This window comes from Microbacterium sp. CGR1, from assembly GCF_051062835.1.
In the GTDB taxonomy this organism is placed as follows: domain Bacteria; phylum Actinomycetota; class Actinomycetes; order Actinomycetales; family Microbacteriaceae; genus Microbacterium.
Map to the genome: position 1 here is coordinate 2,556,782 of NZ_JAOTPG010000001.1, position 17,995 is coordinate 2,574,776.

General features: G+C 67.2%; 19 protein-coding genes and 2 tRNA genes. 15 read left to right on the forward strand and 6 right to left on the reverse strand.

Annotated features, from left to right (window positions below):
• Positions 1–25 precede the first annotated feature (25 nt).
• The 12 genes from recF (at position 26) to OD997_RS12685 (ending at position 11,183) form a co-directional block, all read left to right on the forward strand.
• Positions 26–1,186 (forward strand): DNA replication/repair protein RecF, encoded by a 1,161-nt coding sequence (recF, locus tag OD997_RS12630; RefSeq protein ID WP_434331881.1) that lies wholly within the window; start codon positions 26–28, stop codon positions 1,184–1,186.
• Positions 1,179–1,682 carry a DUF721 domain-containing protein gene (locus tag OD997_RS12635; protein WP_056511574.1) on the forward strand — a complete coding sequence of 168 codons (504 nt, stop codon included), beginning with the start codon at positions 1,179–1,181 and terminating at the stop codon, positions 1,680–1,682. The genes recF and OD997_RS12635 overlap by 8 nt, the downstream gene beginning before the upstream one ends.
• Positions 1,683–1,800: 118 nt before the next feature.
• Positions 1,801–3,870, forward strand: a complete 2,070-nt coding sequence (gene gyrB, locus OD997_RS12640) for a DNA topoisomerase (ATP-hydrolyzing) subunit B (protein ID WP_434331882.1) — start codon at positions 1,801–1,803, stop codon at positions 3,868–3,870.
• A gap of 52 nt (positions 3,871–3,922) precedes the next feature.
• On the forward strand, positions 3,923–6,484 hold the full coding sequence (gyrA, locus tag OD997_RS12645; protein ID WP_434331883.1) for a DNA gyrase subunit A: 2,562 nt from the start codon (positions 3,923–3,925) through the stop codon (positions 6,482–6,484).
• Positions 6,481–6,885, forward strand: a complete 405-nt coding sequence (locus tag OD997_RS12650) for a DUF3566 domain-containing protein (RefSeq protein WP_056310959.1) — start codon at positions 6,481–6,483, stop codon at positions 6,883–6,885. The genes gyrA and OD997_RS12650 overlap by 4 nt, the downstream gene beginning before the upstream one ends.
• Positions 6,886–7,023: 138 nt before the next feature.
• Positions 7,024–8,292: a sensor histidine kinase gene (locus OD997_RS12655; protein ID WP_434331884.1), complete on the forward strand. Its 1,269-nt coding sequence runs from the start codon at positions 7,024–7,026 to the stop codon at positions 8,290–8,292.
• Entirely contained in the window at positions 8,280–8,966 is a 687-nt protein-coding gene (locus OD997_RS12660) for a LuxR C-terminal-related transcriptional regulator (protein ID WP_434331885.1), read from the forward strand. The genes OD997_RS12655 and OD997_RS12660 overlap by 13 nt, the downstream gene beginning before the upstream one ends.
• Complete coding sequence (locus OD997_RS12665) at positions 8,963–9,904, forward strand: DUF4097 family beta strand repeat-containing protein (RefSeq protein WP_434331886.1); 942 nt, start codon at positions 8,963–8,965, stop codon at positions 9,902–9,904. Before OD997_RS12660 ends, OD997_RS12665 begins: the two co-directional genes overlap by 4 nt.
• Positions 9,905–9,989: 85 nt before the next feature.
• Positions 9,990–10,063, forward strand: a tRNA-Ile gene (locus tag OD997_RS12670).
• Between the two features lie 25 nt (positions 10,064–10,088).
• Positions 10,089–10,161, forward strand: a tRNA-Ala gene (locus OD997_RS12675).
• A gap of 252 nt (positions 10,162–10,413) precedes the next feature.
• Positions 10,414–10,737: a hypothetical protein gene (locus OD997_RS12680; RefSeq protein ID WP_434331887.1), complete on the forward strand. Its 324-nt coding sequence runs from the start codon at positions 10,414–10,416 to the stop codon at positions 10,735–10,737.
• 164 nt (positions 10,738–10,901) lie between these two features.
• Complete coding sequence (locus tag OD997_RS12685) at positions 10,902–11,183, forward strand: hypothetical protein (protein WP_434331888.1); 282 nt, start codon at positions 10,902–10,904, stop codon at positions 11,181–11,183.
• Positions 11,184–11,193: 10 nt separating this feature from the next.
• Here OD997_RS12685 and OD997_RS12690 read toward each other — a convergent pair whose 3' ends face one another.
• Positions 11,194–12,114, reverse strand: a complete 921-nt coding sequence (locus OD997_RS12690; RefSeq protein ID WP_434331889.1) for a LysR family transcriptional regulator — start codon at positions 12,112–12,114, stop codon at positions 11,194–11,196.
• 170 nt (positions 12,115–12,284) lie between these two features.
• Between OD997_RS12690 and OD997_RS12695 the strand changes: the two genes are divergently transcribed.
• Entirely contained in the window at positions 12,285–13,076 is a 792-nt protein-coding gene (locus OD997_RS12695; protein WP_434331890.1) for a gamma-glutamyl-gamma-aminobutyrate hydrolase family protein, read from the forward strand.
• Between the two features lie 35 nt (positions 13,077–13,111).
• Here OD997_RS12695 and OD997_RS12700 read toward each other — a convergent pair whose 3' ends face one another.
• Together OD997_RS12700 and OD997_RS12705 are read right to left on the reverse strand one after the other, a co-directional pair.
• The gene (locus OD997_RS12700; RefSeq protein ID WP_434331891.1) at positions 13,112–13,627 is read right to left on the reverse strand and encodes a DUF3253 domain-containing protein; all 516 of its coding nucleotides are present in this window, start codon (positions 13,625–13,627) and stop codon (positions 13,112–13,114) included.
• A gap of 62 nt (positions 13,628–13,689) precedes the next feature.
• Complete coding sequence (locus OD997_RS12705; RefSeq protein ID WP_434331892.1) at positions 13,690–14,256, reverse strand: helix-turn-helix domain-containing protein; 567 nt, start codon at positions 14,254–14,256, stop codon at positions 13,690–13,692.
• A gap of 131 nt (positions 14,257–14,387) precedes the next feature.
• Between OD997_RS12705 and OD997_RS12710 the strand changes: the two genes are divergently transcribed.
• Positions 14,388–15,245, forward strand: a complete 858-nt coding sequence (locus OD997_RS12710; protein ID WP_434331893.1) for a hypothetical protein — start codon at positions 14,388–14,390, stop codon at positions 15,243–15,245.
• Between the two features lie 62 nt (positions 15,246–15,307).
• Here the strand turns inward: OD997_RS12710 and OD997_RS12715 are convergent, their stop codons facing one another.
• Together OD997_RS12715 and OD997_RS12720 are read right to left on the reverse strand one after the other, a co-directional pair.
• The gene (locus OD997_RS12715) at positions 15,308–16,423 is read right to left on the reverse strand and encodes a M24 family metallopeptidase (RefSeq protein ID WP_434331894.1); all 1,116 of its coding nucleotides are present in this window, start codon (positions 16,421–16,423) and stop codon (positions 15,308–15,310) included.
• 42 nt (positions 16,424–16,465) lie between these two features.
• On the reverse strand, positions 16,466–16,915 hold the full coding sequence (locus OD997_RS12720) for a hypothetical protein (RefSeq protein ID WP_434331895.1): 450 nt from the start codon (positions 16,913–16,915) through the stop codon (positions 16,466–16,468).
• A 155-nt stretch (positions 16,916–17,070) separates the two neighbouring features.
• Between OD997_RS12720 and OD997_RS12725 the strand changes: the two genes are divergently transcribed.
• A complete protein-coding gene (locus tag OD997_RS12725) occupies positions 17,071–17,493 on the forward strand; it encodes an NUDIX hydrolase (RefSeq protein WP_434331896.1) in 423 nt (140 codons plus the stop codon).
• A gap of 19 nt (positions 17,494–17,512) precedes the next feature.
• Here OD997_RS12725 and OD997_RS12730 read toward each other — a convergent pair whose 3' ends face one another.
• Positions 17,513–17,974, reverse strand: a complete 462-nt coding sequence (locus OD997_RS12730) for an aminoacyl-tRNA deacylase (protein WP_434332380.1) — start codon at positions 17,972–17,974, stop codon at positions 17,513–17,515.
• Positions 17,975–17,995: the final 21 nt, after the last annotated feature.

Sequence of the window (17,995 nt, forward strand, 5' to 3'; positions counted from 1 at the left end):
CAGACCCCGAAGGTAGGCTGACACCGTGATTGTGGAACACCTGAGCCTGGTCGACTTCCGCAATTACGCGACCGCTGATCTCGCCCTGCACAAGGGACCCAACGTCCTCGTCGGGCGAAACGGTCAGGGAAAGACGAATCTCGCGGAGGCCGTCGTCTTCCTGGCGACACTGGGCTCGCACCGGGTCTCCTCCGATGCGCCGATGGTCCGCGAGGGACAGGACTTCGCGATCATCCGCGCGCGCCTGTCACATGGCGAGCGTCGAGTGCTCGTCGAGGTGCAGCTCAACAAGCAGGGGTCGAACAAAGCCCGTATCAACGGCTCGCCGTCGAAGACCAACGAACTCCCCCGCTACGCGCACGTCGTGCTCTTCGCCCCCGAAGACCTGCAGATCGTCCGCGGCGACCCCTCAGCGCGGCGACGCTTCGTCGACCAGCTTCTCATCCAGCGCACCCCGCGCATGTCGTCGGTCCTCGCGGACTACGACCGGGTGCTCAAACAGCGCAACGCCCTGCTCAAATCCGCCCGTGCCCGCGGCATCAAGGGCGAGGGACTCAGCACGCTCGACGTGTGGGACGACAAGCTCGTCTCGCTCGGGGCCGAGATCATCACGGCCCGACAGCGGCTCGCGACCGATCTGCAGCAGCCGGTGGCCGAGGCCTATGCGGCGATCGCCGGTGAAGACCATCGCCCGCAGCTCGACTGGGCGCTCTCGGTTCGGGGAGCGGATCCCGAAGAGGGGGTGGATGCTCCGGCTGAGACGTCGGGTGACATCGCCGAGATGTTCGACGCCGCACTGCTCGCCAAGCGATCCAACGAACTCGACCGGGGCCTCACTCTCACCGGCCCTCATCGCGACGATCTGGTGCTGCGCGTGCGTGGTCTTCCGGTCAAGGGCTACGCCTCGCACGGCGAATCGTGGTCGGTGGCGCTCGCCCTGCGTCTCGCCTCCGCCGAGCTGCTGCGCAGCGAATCCCCCGCCGGCGACCCTGTGCTGATCCTCGACGATGTGTTCGCCGAGCTCGACGCCGATCGCCGCCAGCGTCTCGCCGCACTGACCGCGGGGTACGAGCAGGTGGTGGTGACCGCGGCGGTGGAGGAGGATATCCCCGAGGTTCTCCATGCCCACGTGGTGCGGATCTCTGCGGGAACCATCAGCGACGAGAGGGAGGTGGCCGATGACTGACATCGCAGCCGTTCCGGCCCCCGAGACTCCGGAGACCGTCGCCACGTACCTGCGTCTGCGGGGCCTCGCGCCGAGCTCGAAGTCGTGGAAGCGCAAGCGGCGCATCGTCACCGACGACGACAACGCCCCTTTCACCCCTGGACGTGATCCCGGCGCCCTCGGCGCAGTGCTCGACAAGCTCAGCCGGGACTCCGGATGGCAGAAGACGTTGGCACGCGAAGACCTGGTGCGTCAGTGGGCCGACCTCGCAGGATCCGACACGGCGAAGCACTCCGAGCCGGTCTCGCTCGAGCGCGGAGTGCTCACCGTGAAGTGCGATTCGACGGCCTGGGCGAAGAATCTCCAGTACATGCGCGGGACGATCCTCACCGAGATCGGTCGCCGGTATCCCGATGCCGGTGTCGAGAACCTCCGCTTCATCGGACCGGACGTACCCTCCTGGAAATGGGGTCCCAGAGTCGTTCCAGGACGGGGCCCACGCGATACCTACGGGTAGGACACCACAGATGGGGTCCGACACGCTCAGAGGGCCACAGGTGGCCGCTGAGCCGCATATCGACACGAAAAGCCGCTAGACTGGGAGTTCGTGATATCGATGTGGAGAATGCCCTCTGATGACGCCTGAATCCCCTGCTGACGAGACGGAATCCACCACCGGGGAGACCCCCGGCACTGAGAACAAGATCTCGCCCAAGGTGAAGCAGCCCGGTGAGTACGGTGCCGACTCCATCCAGATCCTCGAGGGTCTCGAAGCCGTCCGCAAGCGCCCGGGTATGTACATCGGATCCACGGGGCCACGTGGTCTGCACCACCTCGTCTACGAGATCGTCGACAACTCCGTCGACGAGGCCCTCGCCGGGTACGCCGACACGATCTTCGTGACGCTGCTCGAAGACGGCGGCGTCCGCGTGATCGACAACGGCCGCGGCATCCCCGTCGACCCGCACTCCTCCGACCCCACGAAGTCGACCGTCGAGGTCGTGCTGACGATCCTGCACGCCGGTGGAAAGTTCGGCGGCGGCGCCTATGCCGTCTCGGGCGGACTGCACGGCGTGGGCTCCTCGGTCGTGAACGCGCTGTCGACCAGGTTCGACGTCGAGGTCAAACAGAAGGGCTTCGTCTGGCGGCACAGCTTCGCCGACGGCGGTGCGCCCCAGCAGCAGCTGGAGAAGGGCGAGCCCACCGACGAGACCGGAACGGCGATCACCTTCTGGCCGGATGCCGAGATCTTCACCGAGACCACGGACTTCGACTACGACACGCTGCGCACGCGCTTCCAGCAGATGGCGTTCCTCAACAAGGGACTCCGCATCGAGCTTTCCGACGAGCGCCCCGCCTCGGCCTACGAGGTCGAGGTCGACGGTCAGGCGACGCTCACGCAGCCGAACGACGTCTTCTTCTACGAGCGCGGCCTCGTCGACTACGTCGAGTACCTCAATAAGGTGCGTCACGCCGAGGTCGTCAACGACGAGATCATCGCGTTCGAGTCCGAGGACACCGAGCGCAAGATCTCGCTCGAGGTCGCGATGCAGTGGACCACCTCGTACACCGAGAACGTCTTCACCTACGCGAACACGATCAACACGCATGAGGGCGGCACGCACGAAGAGGGCTTCCGTGCGGCACTCACCACGCTGGTGAACAAGTACGCCAGGGCCAACAACCTTCTCAAGGAGAAGGACGACAACCTCTCGGGCGATGACGTGCGCGAGGGACTCACCGCCGTCATCTCGATCAAGCTCGGCGAGCCGCAGTTCGAGGGTCAGACCAAGACCAAGCTGGGCAACACCGAGGCGAAGGCCTTCGTCCAGAAGGTCGTCGGCGATCAGCTCGGCGACTGGTTCGGTCGCAACCCGATCCAGGCCAAGAACGTGATCCGCAAGGCGATCGACGCCGCGACCGCTCGTCTCGCAGCTCGCAAGGCCCGTGAGACCGCTCGTCGCAAGAGCGTCTTCGAGTCGGCGGCGATGCCCGACAAGCTCAAGGACTGCACCAGCAAGGACCCCTCGATCAGCGAGATCTTCCTCGTCGAGGGTGACTCGGCCGGCGGCTCCGCCGTGCAGGGCCGCGATCCGCACACGCAGGCGATCCTGGCGCTGCGAGGAAAGATCCTCAACGTCGAGCGCGCGCGCCTCGACAAGGCCCTCGGCAACAAAGAGGTCCAGGCGATGATCCAGGCCTTCGGCACGGGCATCGGCGAGGAGTTCGACATCGAGAAGGCGCGCTATCACAAGATCGTGCTGATGGCGGATGCCGACGTCGACGGCCAGCACATCACCACGCTGCTGCTGACGCTGCTGTTCCGCTACATGCGCGGGCTCATCGAGGCAGGCTTCGTCTACCTCGCCATGCCGCCGCTCTACCGTCTCAAGTGGACGAACCAGCCTCACGAATACGTGTTCAGCGACGCCGAGCGCGATGCGCTGCTCAAGCACGGACTCGAGAACGGCAAGCGGATCCCGAAGGATGCCGGCATCCAGCGCTACAAGGGTCTCGGCGAGATGAACGCCAAGGAACTGTGGGAGACCACGATGGATCACACCACGCGGACGCTCCGCCAGGTGACCATCGAGGACGCCGCCGCAGCGGACGAGATCTTCAGCGTGCTGATGGGTGAGGACGTCGAGTCGCGACGCAGCTTCATCCAGCGCAACGCCAAGGACGTCCGCTTCCTCGACATCTGACGCGTCCCCCGCGCCTGCATTCGTTCGACAACGACCGGAATCGACAACACACATGACTGACGAAGTACGCCCCGAGCCGGCACACGACCACGGCAAGATCGACCAGGTCGACCTGCAGTCGGAGATGCAGCGCAGCTACCTCGACTACGCGATGGCCGTGATCGTCGGCCGCGCGCTGCCCGACGTGCGTGACGGGCTCAAGCCCGTGCACCGCCGCGTGATCTACGGCATGTACGACGGTGGGTTCCGCCCCGACAAGTCGTTCTCGAAGTGCGCTCGTGTCGTCGGCGAAGTCATGGGTCAGTACCACCCGCACGGTGACTCGGCGATCTATGACGCCCTGGTCCGTCTGGTGCAGCCGTGGTCGCTGCGGTATCCGCTGGCTCTCGGCCAGGGCAACTTCGGCTCTCCCGGCAACATGGGCGCCGCTGCTCCCCGATACACCGAGACCAAGATGGCCCCGCTCGCGCTCGAGATGGTGCGCGACATCGAAGAGGACACGGTCGACTTCACCGACAACTACGACGGCCAGACCCAGGAGCCGACGGTCCTCCCGGCGCGCTTCCCGAACCTGCTCGTCAACGGATCCGTCGGCATCGCGGTCGGCATGGCGACCAACATCCCCCCGCACAACCTGCGTGAGGTCTCGGCTGCTGCGCTCTGGGCGCTCGACAACCCCGGTCTCCCCCGCGAGGAGCTGCTCGAAGGACTGATCCAGCGCATCCCCGGTCCTGACTTCCCGACCGGCGCGCAGATCCTGGGCACCAAGGGTGTGCAGGAGGCGTACCGCACGGGTCGCGGCTCGATCACGATGCGCGCGGTCGTCAACGTCGAGGAGATCCAGGGCCGCACGTGCCTCGTGATCACCGAGCTGCCGTACCAGGTGAACCCCGACAACGTCGCGGTGAAGATCGGCGACCTCGCCCGTGACGGCAAGATCACCGGCATCGCGGACATCCGCGATGAGTCGTCCGACCGCACGGGTCAGCGTCTCGTGGTCGTGCTCAAGCGCGATGCGGTCGCCAAGGTCGTGCTGAACAACCTGTACAAGCACACGCAGCTGCAGGAGAACTTCGGCGCGAACATGCTCGCGATCGTCGACGGCGTGCCGCGCACGCTCGCGATCGACGGTTTCGTGACCCACTGGATCACGCACCAGCTCGAGGTGATCGTCCGACGCACTCGCTTCCGCCTCGCCAAGGCAGAGGCGCGCATGCACATCCTGCGCGCCTACCTCAAGGCACTCGACGCGCTCGATGAGGTCATCGCCCTCATCCGTCGATCGCAGACCACGCAGGATGCGAACGAGGGCCTGCAGAAGCTCCTCGACATCGATGACATCCAGGCCCAGGCGATCCTCGACATGCAGCTGCGTCGATTGGCCGCCCTCGAGCGTCAGAAGATCCTCGACGAGGCCGCCGAGCTCGAGCGGCTCATCGGCGAGTACCAGGCGATCCTCGCCGATGAGTCGCTGCAGCGCGACATCATCCGCGACGAGCTGACGGGAATCGTCGAGCGCTTCGGTGACGACCGTCGCACGCACATCCTGCACGGCTTCGACGGCGACGTCTCGATGGAAGACCTCATCGCCGAAGAGGAGATGGTCGTCACCATCACCCGCGCCGGGTACATCAAGCGCACGCGGAGCGACAACTACCGGTCGCAGCACCGCGGCGGCAAGGGCATCAAGGGCGCGCAGCTGCGAGCGGATGACATCGTCGAGCACTTCTTCGTGACGACGACGCACCACTGGCTCCTGTTCTTCACCGACAAGGGTCGCGTCTACCGCTCCAAGACCTACGAGGTCCCCGAGGCAGGCCGAGACGCGAAGGGCACGCACGTCGCGAACCTCCTCGCTCTGCAGCCCGACGAGAACATCGCGCAGGTGCTCGACATCCGCGACTACGCGGTCGCCGACTACCTCGTGCTCGCGACCCGCGACGGACTCGTCAAGAAGACGCGTCTCGACACCTACGACACCAACCGCCAGGGCGGCGTCATCGCGATCCGCCTGAACGACGAGGACGAACTGGTCTCGGCGCTCATGGTCAACGCCGAGGACGACATCCTTCTCATCAGCCGCCGAGGCATGTCGGTCAGGTTCAGCGCGACCGACGATGCGCTGCGCCCGATGGGACGCGCGACCGCCGGAGTGAAGGGCATGAAGTTCCGCGAGGGCGACAGCCTGCTATCGGCATCGGTCGCGGCTCCCGGTCAGTTCGTGTTCGTGGTGACGGATGGCGGCTACGCGAAGCGCACGGCCGTCGAGGAATATCGCGTCCAGGGCCGCGGTGGTTTCGGCATCAAGGTGGCCAAGCTCCATGACGATCGGGGCACTCTCGCGGGCGGTCTGATGGTCTCTGCCGACGACGAGGTCCTTGTGGTTCTGTCCAGCGGCAAGGTGGTACGCTCTGCCGTGGCCGAGGTGCCCGCCAAGGGTCGCGACACCATGGGAGTGGTGTTCGCACGGACGACGGAAGCCGACCGGATCCTGGCCATCGCCCGCAACGGTGAGCGTGGCCTCACCGACGAAGACGAATCGGATGAGGCTGAGGTGGACTCCGAGTCCACCGCCCCCGAGACGAACGAGAACCCTGAGGAAGCAGACGCATGAGCACAGTAGCCGACAAGCTGGCGAAGAAGTCCACGCGCAAGACCGGGGGCAAGCAGGTTCGCCTGCGCCTCGTCTACGTCGACTTCTGGTCGGCTGTGAAGCTCTCGTTCCTCGGAGCCGTCGCGCTCGCCATCGTCACGATGGTGTCGTTCTTCCTGATCTACCTCGTGCTGCAGGCGACCGGGATCCTCACTCAGGCCGACGAGTTCATCGGCACGATCACCGACAACTCGGTGCGCATCTCCGAGGTGGCGGGTCTCCCGCAGGTGATGGCCTTCGCGGCCGTCGTCTCGATCCTCAACCTCATCGTGTTCACGGTGCTCGGCGCGGTCATCGCGGGCATCTACAACGTCGCCGTGAAGGTGACGGGCGGACTGCTCGTCGGGTTCATGTCGAACTGATCCACCGGATCGAAAGAGGGGCGGATGCGGATCGCATCCGCCCCTCTTGCGTTCCCTGACGCACGGTAGGGAAAACCCGAAGCCGGGTGTCGGGTTGCCTCGGTGTCGGCGCGATCGGCGCCGCCGTACCTTGGAACCATGACGACACAGACTGCCACGCCACCACCGGCGACGGCCTCGAAGCCGCCGCTGCGCATCCTGCTCTCGATCCTGCATCTGGCGGGCATCGGAGTCATCGGCGGCTTCATCTTCGCGACCCTCTCCGGACTCCTCGGTACCGGCCTCGGGCTGCTCTTCGCCGCGGGTGTCGGCGTCGTGCTCCTCGTCGGATTCGTCTACGCCCTCTTCGGTGTCGGCTGGTTCGAAGTCGCCCGCGTCGGGGCGCTCTACAAGACGCCGATCGCCCCTCTGCGATGGCGACCGCGCGATCGGCCCGGCTTTGTCGGGTGGCTGCGCTCACTCGGACGCCAGGCGATCGACGGCCGCATGTGGCGGGCGCTCGCGAACTTCGCGATCACCGCGGTGCTGGGGTGGATCGTGCTGCGCCTGGCATGGGCCCTCGTGTGGTCGATCGTGATCTGCTTCGCTCCCCTCGCAGGTACCGACGCCGTGATGGGCCCCTTCGGCGGCGGGGGGATCGACGCGGCCTGGGCGCCGCTCATCGGCATCCTCGGCATCGCCGCATCCATCACCGGCATGATCGGCCTCGCTCTGCTGCACCGGGTGCTCTCGCTGTCCATCGTGATCCGCAGTCGCGAGGCCGAGCTCACGGAGCGTGTGCGCACCAGCACCGCGCAGCGGGAGGGTGCGGTGCGCGCCGCTGACGTGGAGCGCACCCGCATCGAACGCGACCTGCACGACGGTGTCCAGCCGAGGCTCGTCTCGGTCGGCATGACGCTGGGCCTCGCGCAGCAGAAGATCGACAACGACCCGGATGCCGCGAAGGAGCTGATCGCCGAGGCGCACACCTCGACCAAGGCCGCCATCACCGAGCTGCGACAGCTCGCCCGTGGCATCCACGCCTCCGTGCTCGATGACCGGGGTCTCGATGCGGCACTGTCGGCGCTGGCCGGTCGGTCGCACATCCCCGTGAACCTCGATGTGCGGATGGACGGACGCTGCAGCCGTGAGGCGGAGGCTGCGGTCTACTTCTCGATCGCCGAGTCGCTCACCAACGCCGCCAAGCACTCGCGTGCCAGTGAGGCGCGAGTCACGGTGCGACTGCGTGAAGGCGGGGTGCTGTGGGCCCGCGTCGAGGACAACGGCATGGGCGGCGCTCAGGTGCAGCCCGGGGGTGGCCTCGACGGCATCGCGAACCGCATCCTCGCCGCCGGCGGAACCTTCCGCCTCGAAAGCCCCGTGGGCGGTCCGACCAGCCTGGAGGTGAACGTGCCATGCGCATCCTGATCTGCGAGGACTCCGTCCTGCTGCGCGAAGGACTCGTGCGACTGCTCGAGGATGCCGGCCACACCGTGGTCGCGGCACTCCCCGACACCGAGGGCCTGGTCGAGGCGGTGGCCGAGACCGACCCAGAGCTCTGCATCCTCGATGTGCGGCTCCCGCCGACCTTCACCGACGAGGGGATCCGGGCGGCTCTGGGACTCCGCGCGACGAACCCCGCGCTTCCGCTGCTCGTGCTCTCACAGTACGTCGAGGAGCGCTACGCGTCGGATCTCATCGCGGCCCAGGGCGGGCCGCTCGGCTATCTGCTGAAGGACCGGGTGGCCGATGTGTCGGAGTTCCTCGGTTCCGTGCAGCGGCTCTCCGAGGGGGCGACCGTGCTCGATCCTGAGGTCGTGGCGCAGCTGCTCACGCGGCGCAACAGAGACGATCGGATGCAACGGCTCACCGAACGCGAGCGCACCGTGCTGGCGCTCATCGCCGAGGGCAAGTCGAACCAGGCGATCGCCGGGCTGCTGTTCCTCTCGGAGGCCAGCGTCGAGAAGCACATCACCGCGATCTTCCAGAAGCTCGGCTTCGAGCAGGGCGAGTCAGGCAACCGGCGCGTGCTGGCGGCGCTCGCGCACATCGAGAACACGGGCGGCACGACGCCTACCGGACAGACAGGAGTGGGACGATGACCACGAACGACGACTTCCCGGGCGGGCACACCCCGCTCACTCCCCCGCCGGCCTCCGCCCCGCAAGCGCAGACACCCGCGGCGGCACCTTCACCGGCGCCCTCTGCGTCCGGAAACCGTGACACAGGCCGCTCGTCAGGAGCGACGGCAGTCATGATCCTCACCGCGGTGGTGGGCGGCATGGCTCTGATCGGCTCAGGAGCGACCGCTGCGGTCGCCGCGACCGGCAGTCTGGTCGCATCGTCGACCGAGGGCACGGACTCGGTGCTGTCCGAGGACGCCTCGGGCATCCAGGACATCGACCTCGACGTGGATGCCGGCAACATGCGCATCGAGTTCGGCGATATCGATGACGCGGAACTCGCGGTCACCAACAGTCGCGGACCGGCATGGACCCTCGAACGGGACGGCGACTCGCTGGTCGTGCGCAGCCCCGAGTTCGAGTTCGGCTGGTGGTTCGGGAGCTGGTTCGGCGACGACCAGTCGGCCGTGCTCACCCTCCCCGAGAGCCTGCGGGAGAGTGCACTGGATGCCGAGCTGACCCTCGATGCCGGGAGCCTCGATGTGGTCGGCGACTTCGGTGCCCTCGACATCACCGTCAACGCGGGTGCGCTCGATGTCGAAGGTGCGGCGAGCAGTCTCACGATCGACATGAGCGCCGGCCGTGCAGACGCGACACTCGACGGCGTCGACCGGGCTGATCTCACCGTCGCCGCCGGAGACCTCAACGTCGAGCTGACCGGCTCTGCGCCGTCTCAGACGACGATCGACGTGAGTGCCGGGTCACTCGACCTCACGGTTCCCGACGAGTCGTACACGATCACCCAGGACGTCAGCGCGGGCTCTCTGGACGCCAAGGTCGACCAGTCCTCGGGCACTCGGCGCATGATCGACGTCTCGCTCTCCGCGGGCAGCGTGACGATCCGTCCGGGCAGCTGACCTCACTCGAGAGCGGGGATCCGTGGGGGTCCCCGCCCTCGATTGGGTAATTCCGGAAATCTCCGGTAAAGTTTCGGAGGTTGACGGGCCCATAGCTCAGGCGGTCAGAGCGCTTCACTGATAATGAAGAGGTCCCAGGTTCAAGTCCTGGTGGGCCCACTCCTCAACTCAATATTTCCCTCACGGGGCCTTAGCTCAGTTGGTAGAGCGCCTGCTTTGCAAGCAGGATGTCAGGAGTTCGAATCTCCTAGGCTCCACACTGTGTTGAGACAGTTCGAGAAGGCCCCGCCATTGGCGGGGCCTTCTCGTTTCTGCGGCGGCTCGTGCTTCGCCATCTCATGGAGATCGTCGGCACCCCATTCCACAGGTGTGGACAAGCCTGTTAACAACGCGGCCGCGGCTCCGGATGCGCGGTTTCCGACCCGGCTGACGGGTGACGATACGATCACGGCATGAGCTCATCGGTGCGCGCTACGACGGAACCCTCCACCGGCCGAAGGAGGTGGATCGTGCGCCGTCGTGCCGTGCTGATCTTGAGCCTGTTCGTGATCCCGTTCGCGATCTCGGCGCTGCTCAACAGCTACGGACCGCTCACGGCTGACAGCGCGATCCGGATGGCATTCGCGACCGTCGCGGGGCAGACGATCGCCATCGGCGGCGCGGTGGCCGCCCTCGTGATCACAGTGGTCTCTCTCCGCAGCCTCCCGGGCGTCATCTTCTTCACTCTGATCGCGCTCGTCGTGACGATGTATGCGTTCACGGTCATGGGCAACGCCGGTCAGGTGCTGCTCGATCGGCTCGACCTCGTCGCAGAGACCGCGCGCCTGAACTGACCCCTGATTCCACAGGTGTGGATGGATATGTTAACAACTCGGATGTCCTAGGAAGAACATGGCCGTCCGACGATCAGAGGGTGTGAAGCGACTCCCGTCTCACGGGAGCGGCTGGTTCGCAACCCCCCTTCTCAGGTCGGGAGCCCCGGCGTAGCCTGCCCGGCATGAGCGACGCGAAGACGATGACCCAGACAGAAGTGGTCTTCGATGGGACGAGTTACCTGCTCGCCCAGGACCAGGATGTCGGAGACCTCCGACATCGCATCGAGGAGGCCGCGCGAACGGGCGGCACATTCGTCGATGTGGTCGTCGTCGGCAACAGAGCGGTCAGCGTTCTCATCACGCCGACGACTCGCGTTGCCATCAGTGTGTCGACCGTGGCGTACGACCCTCGCGACACGGGTGACATCGACTTCCCGTACAGCGGGTACTACGACGTGCTCTGAGCTTCGCCGCTCAGGCGGGTCGAGCGGTGGTGAGGGCCTCAGCCGCGTCGTGGAGGCACTCGATGAAGGCCGCGCACGTCGCGCTCTCATCCGCTCGTACACGCCTCGCAGCCAGTAGCCGCGTGGTCGGCGACCCGGCGAGCGGGATCACGGCGATCGATGGCGGAACCACCTGCCGCACGGATTCCGGAAGGATGCTCGCACCGACGCCGGCCGCGACGAATCCGAGTGCCGTCTCCTGGTGCACGACCTCCTCGGCGATCCGCATGGCGTCCGGGGCGATCCCCAGGACCTCGTGCACGCGATCCACGTAGCCGGGCATGAGCGAGTGCGGGTAGACGATCATCGGCACGTCGAGCACCTGCGCGGTCGTCACCTCCGAGTGGGTCGCGAGTGGGTGTGTGACGGGGACGCACATCACGAGGCGCTCCTCGAACACGACTTCGGCGATCAGCTCGGAAGAGTGCGCACCCGCTCGCGGGAACTCGTCTCGCACGAGGCCGACGTCGAGGGTGCCCTCGCGTAGCCGGTCGATCTGCTCTCCCGATGTGAGAGGGACGAGTGACAGCGCGACACGGTCGCGACGCGATCGGAACAGCCGCACCACCTCGGGGAGCACCGTGTAGTTCGCCGAGCTCACGAATCCGGCGGTGAGCTGGCCGGCGAGCCCGTCGACGTAGTCGCGCATCTCGGCTCGCACGGCGTCGACCTCATCGAGGATCCTCCTCGCGCGCTCCTGCAGGTGACGACCGGCCGGAGTCAGAGCCACGCGTCGGGTGCTGCGGTCGAACAGAGGCAGACCCACCTCGCGCTCGAGGCGCCCGATCTGCACGCTCAACGGGGGCTGCGACATGTGCAACCGACGCGCCGCACGTCCGAAGTGGAGCTCGTCGGCGACAGCCATGAAGTAGCGCAGCTGACGGAGTTCCATCTCGGAACGATACGTGCGATGTATTACCGCGGCGTTACGTGCGCATTGCGAGCAAATCGCTATCAATCCGACGAGGAAAACGTATTTGACCTGGGATTGTCGCGAGGCGTTATCTGGAGAGCAGTACGTGATGGAGGGACCAGCACCATGACCGCATCGAGGGTCGCAGCATGAGCGTGCATGTCGCCCTCTTCCATGTGCGCACCCGACGCCAGGCGGCCGCGGCCGCCTATCAGGCACTCCTCGACAGCCTCAACGCCTCGGCCGTGCAGGCGATCGAGCGGGTGGGCTGGACGGCCTCGTTGCACGCCGCCGGCGAGGCTCCCGAGCCGCAGCTGAGGAGGGCATCGCGAGAGGCGGATGTCATCGTGCTCCTCGGGGGTGACGACATCGAGCCTCTGCTCTACGGCCAGTCCGACCGCCGGCCTCAGCGCACCGCCTACCAGCGTCGCGCGGACCGTACGCAGATCGCCGTCGTCATGGAGGCGGTGCGATCGAGGCGTCCTCTGCTCGGGGTGTGCAGGGGGATGCAACTCATGAACGTCGCACTGGGCGGGACGCTCCACCAGCATGTCGGCGGGCACCGCAGCATGGGAGCCGATCCCTTCGTCGCGACAGATCTGAACGACCTCAGGGCAGTCTCGCCGAGGCTCCGGCAACCGCTGCTCTGCACGCACCATCAGGCCGTCGATGAGCTCGGGCGAGGGCTGCGCGCCATCGCCCATTCCCATAACGGTGTCGTGGAGGCTGTCGAGCATGAATCGCTGCCGTTCCTGGGTGTCCAGTGGCATCCGGAGCATCCGTCCGTCCCGCCGGATCAGTTCACCGAGCTTCTGCGTATCGTCCACAGGAGGGGAGCGACTCCCGATCCGGTCACCACGATGGCTGCCGCCGGGCCTCTAGAGGTCACGCGACCGGTGTCTGCGTCGCTACGACGAACAGCCTCGGCCGTGCGGCACTGACACCGCGGCCACAGGCGTGCGCGAGGAATGGCCGTTCAGAGCGCGGATCCGCGAACGATCCGCACCGGCCCGCGAGCCTCGCTGATGCTCACGGGTTCGCCCTTCTGGGTGACCACGATCTCATCGCGGTCTGCGAGCCCTGCGGCCACCCGCCGCACGTCGGGCATCAGCGACCGCCAGGACTCACCTCCGACCGTGCGGGCGACGTCGCTGGGGCAGATCGAAGACTGCTCGCGCTTTCGCGTGAGAGACCGGATGGCTGCCGCGATGCGCTCGTCGAACGCGTCACCCGCCCGCTCTTCCCACCACGGTGCTCCGCGCTCGCCGAGCGCGGTCTTCGCATCGTTCACTCGGCGCCTCGCGTCGGCCTCCGACGACTTCACCGCTCGCCGCGCCGCCATGAGCTCGTCCACCAGCTCCTGACGGAATCCGTCGGGGATCGATGGATCGGTGGCCCGCCAGCGTCGGCCGTCGATGATGATGTGATGACCGTCGGCTGTGCGCTCAGGACCGGTCTTCTCGTCGGATGGTGCGCCGCTGTCGGATGCCATGCGGGCAGTCTGCCTCCGTCGCGCCGCCCTTTCCAGGGTCTTGACGAGCGCGGAGCGGAACCTCAATCGACGATGCGGGTGAGGGGACGCTGTCCCTCAGGGCCGAACATATGCAGGATCTCGACCGCGAGAGCGTCGGCCGGCCCGAACCAGTGCGGAGTCGAGGCGTCGAATTCGACATTCTCTCCCGGATCCAGGACGTGCTCGTCGGCCGCGAGCAGCAGCCGCAGTCGGCCGGCGAGTACGTAGATCCACGCGTGGCCCTGGTGCGACACCAGCGCAGGCTCCCTCGGTCCGAGCACGTGCTTGAACACCTGCACCCCTCCCGGATGCCGGGTCAGGGGCACCGCCACACCTCCGGTCGCGAGACGCCGCGGCTCGAGGTGCACACGAGGATCCCCGGTCCGTGGCGCGGCGATCAGGTGGTCGAGCGTCACCTCGTAGGCGCGCGCCAAGGGGATCAGCGCGTCGAGCGTGGGCTGGCGATGACCGGTCTCGATGCGCGACAGCGCACTGACGGAGAGTCCGGTGAGTACGGCGACCGCCATCAGGGTGAGCCCTCGGTTCTGCCTCAGCCGACGCAGACGCGGGCCGATCGCGGCGAGCGTCGCGTCGATCTCGGCATCCATCGGGTCATCTTTGCAGAATCCGCAACCTGATGGGGTGACAGGTCCTCGGCAGAAACACTATGGATGTCGGCGGATCACCGCCGTAGAGGGAGGAAGAGCATGATCGCAGCGCACATTCTCGAGCCGGTCCGATGAGGGCTCTGCTGCTCGGAGCCCGCGGCGCGGTGGGCTCTGTGATCCGCCGAGAGTTGCAGAGGCACGGTCACCACGTCACGTCCGCCGGTCGCGCCGAGGCCGGAGGTTCGCGCATCGACCTGCGCGGCGACCTCCGCCCCCTGACCCGGATCGCCGCCGATCACGATGTGATCGTCAACGCATCAGGGGTGGAGAGGGCAGATCTCGCGGCGGCCATCGACGGCATCCCCCTGGTCGACATCTCCGCCACCGGCTCGTACCTCGACGCGCTGCGCTCCGTGGCGCGCGGGCCTGTCGTCCTCGGAGCCGGCCTCGTGCCGGGGCTCAGCACCGTGCTCGCACGCTCGCTCGCGGCCGAGTCGGATGGCGACATCGACATCTTCGTGATGCTGGGAACCGGAGAGAAGCACGGGCCGGGCGCGGTGGCCTGGACCGCTGCACTCGTCGGCGCGGACCTCTTCGGGCCACCCGAAGGAGGGAGTGTGCGCAACTTCCGTGAGAGCAGGCGAGCTGTGGGTCCGGACGGGCGGCGCCGTCGGTATCTGCGCGCGGACTTTCCCGACCACCTGCTCCTCGGGACCCGTGATCGCGGATTCCGCACGTATCTGACGCTCGGCGCGGCGCCGATGACCGCCGCCCTGGATCTCGTCGGGAGGATGCCGGTGTTGCGAGGCGCGCTCGCCGCGGCGCCGCACGTCGGCAGTGATGCCTGGCACATCATCGTTCAGGCCCGGCAGTCGGGCGCGCGGATGCAGGTGAGCGGACGGGGCCAGTCCGAGGCCACCGGACGATTGACGGCTCTCGCGGCGGAGGGGGGCGGTCGATGCCGCGCCTCAGCCGATGACGATGGCTGATCTGGTGTCGGTGGATGCAGCGCTGGTGTCGCTTCGCGGCTGATCCGACGACCCCTGTATCGTCAGACGGCTCTGAGGTCGTGCGGCGCGATGTTCAGGCGCTCGCATCCGTCAGCGGTCACGACGACGATGTCCTCGATGCGCGCGCCCCACTCCCCGGCGAAATAGATGCCGGGTTCGATGCTGAACGCCATTCCCTCGCGCAGCACCAGGTCGTTACCCGGTGCGATGTACGGCTCCTCATGCACCGAGACGCCGATGCCGTGGCCGGTGCGATGCAGGAAGGCCTCGCCGAGTCCGGCATCCGCCAGCACCTGTCGAGCGGCGGCGTCGACCTCCTCCGCCGTCGCTCCGGGGCGAGCGGCGTCGACGGCCGCCTGCTGAGCGCGCACGAGCACGCCGATCCGCTCGGCGGCGTCGTTGTCGGGTGTCCCGACCACGTACGTCCTGGTGCTGTCGGAGTTGTATCCGCTGGGCACCGCTCCCCCGATGTCGACGACCACGACGTCGCCATCGTCGATCACCCGATCCGACACCTCGTGATGGGGGTCGGCGCCGTTCGGACCCGAGCCGACGATCACGAACTCGACCGTGCGATGTCCTTCCGACACGATGGCCTCGGCGATGTCGGCAGCCACCTCACGCTCCGTGCGTCCCGCACGCAGCCATTCGGGGACCCGCCGGTGCACCGCGTCGATGGCCGCGCCCGCCTCGCGCAGTTCGGCGATCTCTTCGGCATCCTTGACCATGCGGCTCTCGCGCAGCACCGGAGTCGCGAGCTCGACCCGCACGCCGATCCGCTCGGCGATCGGGATCACGTGCAGCGCGGGGAGCGCGTCGGAGACGCCGACACGGGTGACCGCGCCCAGGGCGGCGGCCACGAGGTCGTACGGGTTCTCGCCGTCGATCCAGTCGGACACCGCGAGCCCGAGCTCGCCCACGGCGGTGGTCCTGACCTTCGCCAGCTCCATCCGCGGAACGATGATCGTGGGCGCGAGCCCTGGTCCGAGCACCAGGGCGGTGAGCCGCTCGATGGTGTCGCCCTCGACGCCGACCAGATACTGCAGGTCGGGCCCGGGGCCCACGATGATCCCGTCGAGACCGGCGTCGGCGGCGAGGGATGCTGCGCGGTCGAGTCGGGCGGCGTATACGGAGGCGGGGAACGGCAGTGTGCTCACGGCATCCACGCTACTGCGCGAGCGGCCGCCCGGAAACGGCTCTCAGCTCACAGCGAGGCGGATGCGGTCGGTGAGGACCTTGCGGTTCGCGGCAGTGAGGTCGAGCAGCGCGTACGCGGTCGGCCACATGGTGCCGTCGTCGAGATTCGAGATCGGCTCGAACCCGAAGGTGCCGTAGCGGACCTTGAACTTGCTCGCCGGCTGGAAGAAGCAGAGGACCTTGCCGTCCTTGCCCCACGCCGGCATGCCGTAGTAGGTGCGCGGCATCAGTTCGGGAGCGACCTCGGTCACGAGGGCGTGCAACGCCAGCGACAGCTCGCGATCCTTGTCATCGGGCAGCTTCGCGACCGCCGCCTCGAGGTCGGCGACTCCCTCGGCCCGCACCTCTTCGGGGGTCTTCTTCGCACGCGAACGCGACTTGCGCTTGTCGGCAGCAGCCTCCTTCATGGCCTCGCGTTCTTCGGCACTGAAGTTGTTCTCTTTGTCAGCCATGGCCGACTCCTTTCACGGGGTGATCTGCGATGGATCTCACACTACGGATGCGGTGGCCCGCAGTGCTTCTCGATTCCTGATCGATCCTGGAACGTCCGGTGCGGGCCGCCGACACACGTCGCGTGAGGGCAGGGGCGTGGCGTTAGGGTGAGGGCATGGACATGCGGGTCGCGGCATACGCGGTCGTCACCGATGACGACGGACGCATACTTCTGGCGCGCTGGATCGAGGGGCGCCGAGTCGCCTGGACGATGCCCGGCGGCGGTCTGGAGCCCGGTGAGTCCCCAGAGGACGCGGTTCGGCGAGAGCTCCGCGAGGAGACCGGCTACACGGTCAAAGTCGGCGAACTGCTCGGCATCCACTCGCGGGTGATCCCGGCGAGTCAGCGGGTGACCCCGTCCGATCAGCCGCTGCACACACTGCGGATCGTCTACCGGGCGACGGTCAGCGGAGGCAAGCTGCGCTACGAGACCGACGGCTCCACAGACATGGCCGAGTGGTTCACCCGCAAGTCTGTCGCCGAGCTGCAGCGCGTCAAACTCGTCGACATCGCGCTGCGCATGGCCGGCATCCTCTGACGAGAGAGCGCGACGGAGGTCAGTCGCGGGACTCTTCGGGCACCGTGATGTCGGCGACGGTCGCGCCGTAGGCCGCGATCAGGTCGTCTGCGTCGACGAAGAGGCTGTACCCGTGTGCTCCGGCGCCCATGGCGATGCGCTGTCCGACGATGGACTCATCGGCGAAGACGGGCCAGTCTGTGGTGCTGCCGATCGGGACGATCGTGCCGCGCTCGTAGCCCGTCGCCGCGAGGGCGAGATCGGGCTCGGGGAGACGGAGCTTGTTGACACCGACGACCGCACGCAGCTTGGGCCACGAGATCGACCGGCCGCCGGGCACCAGCGCGAACAGGTAGGTGTCGTCGGATCGCTTGACGACGAGCGTCTTCACGATTCCGGAGGGAAGGATGCCGAGCAACTCCGCCGCCTCGAAGAGACTGCGAGCGGCGGGCCGCTCACGAATCTCTATGTCGAGGCCGCGTGAAGCCGCGGCATCCCTCACCCGGGCATGGAGACCACCCGG

Excerpts from the sequence above, each read along its gene's own strand:
- OD997_RS12635 (WP_056511574.1), top strand. The coding sequence starts at position 1,179 with ATGACTGACATCGCAGCCGTTCCGGCCCCCGAGACTCCGGAGACCGTC.
- gyrB (WP_434331882.1), top strand. The coding sequence starts at position 1,801 with ATGACGCCTGAATCCCCTGCTGACGAGACGGAATCCACCACCGGGGAG.
- gyrA (WP_434331883.1), top strand. The coding sequence starts at position 3,923 with ATGACTGACGAAGTACGCCCCGAGCCGGCACACGACCACGGCAAGATC.
- OD997_RS12650 (WP_056310959.1), top strand. The coding sequence starts at position 6,481 with ATGAGCACAGTAGCCGACAAGCTGGCGAAGAAGTCCACGCGCAAGACC.
- OD997_RS12655 (WP_434331884.1), top strand. The coding sequence starts at position 7,024 with ATGACGACACAGACTGCCACGCCACCACCGGCGACGGCCTCGAAGCCG.
- OD997_RS12660 (WP_434331885.1), top strand. The coding sequence starts at position 8,280 with ATGCGCATCCTGATCTGCGAGGACTCCGTCCTGCTGCGCGAAGGACTC.
- OD997_RS12665 (WP_434331886.1), top strand. The coding sequence starts at position 8,963 with ATGACCACGAACGACGACTTCCCGGGCGGGCACACCCCGCTCACTCCC.
- OD997_RS12685 (WP_434331888.1), top strand. The coding sequence starts at position 10,902 with ATGAGCGACGCGAAGACGATGACCCAGACAGAAGTGGTCTTCGATGGG.
- OD997_RS12690 (WP_434331889.1), bottom strand. The coding sequence starts at position 12,114 with ATGGAACTCCGTCAGCTGCGCTACTTCATGGCTGTCGCCGACGAGCTC.
- OD997_RS12695 (WP_434331890.1), top strand. The coding sequence starts at position 12,285 with ATGAGCGTGCATGTCGCCCTCTTCCATGTGCGCACCCGACGCCAGGCG.
- OD997_RS12700 (WP_434331891.1), bottom strand. The coding sequence starts at position 13,627 with ATGGCATCCGACAGCGGCGCACCATCCGACGAGAAGACCGGTCCTGAG.
- OD997_RS12705 (WP_434331892.1), bottom strand. The coding sequence starts at position 14,256 with ATGGATGCCGAGATCGACGCGACGCTCGCCGCGATCGGCCCGCGTCTG.
- OD997_RS12710 (WP_434331893.1), top strand. The coding sequence starts at position 14,388 with ATGAGGGCTCTGCTGCTCGGAGCCCGCGGCGCGGTGGGCTCTGTGATC.
- OD997_RS12720 (WP_434331895.1), bottom strand. The coding sequence starts at position 16,915 with ATGGCTGACAAAGAGAACAACTTCAGTGCCGAAGAACGCGAGGCCATG.
- OD997_RS12725 (WP_434331896.1), top strand. The coding sequence starts at position 17,071 with ATGGACATGCGGGTCGCGGCATACGCGGTCGTCACCGATGACGACGGA.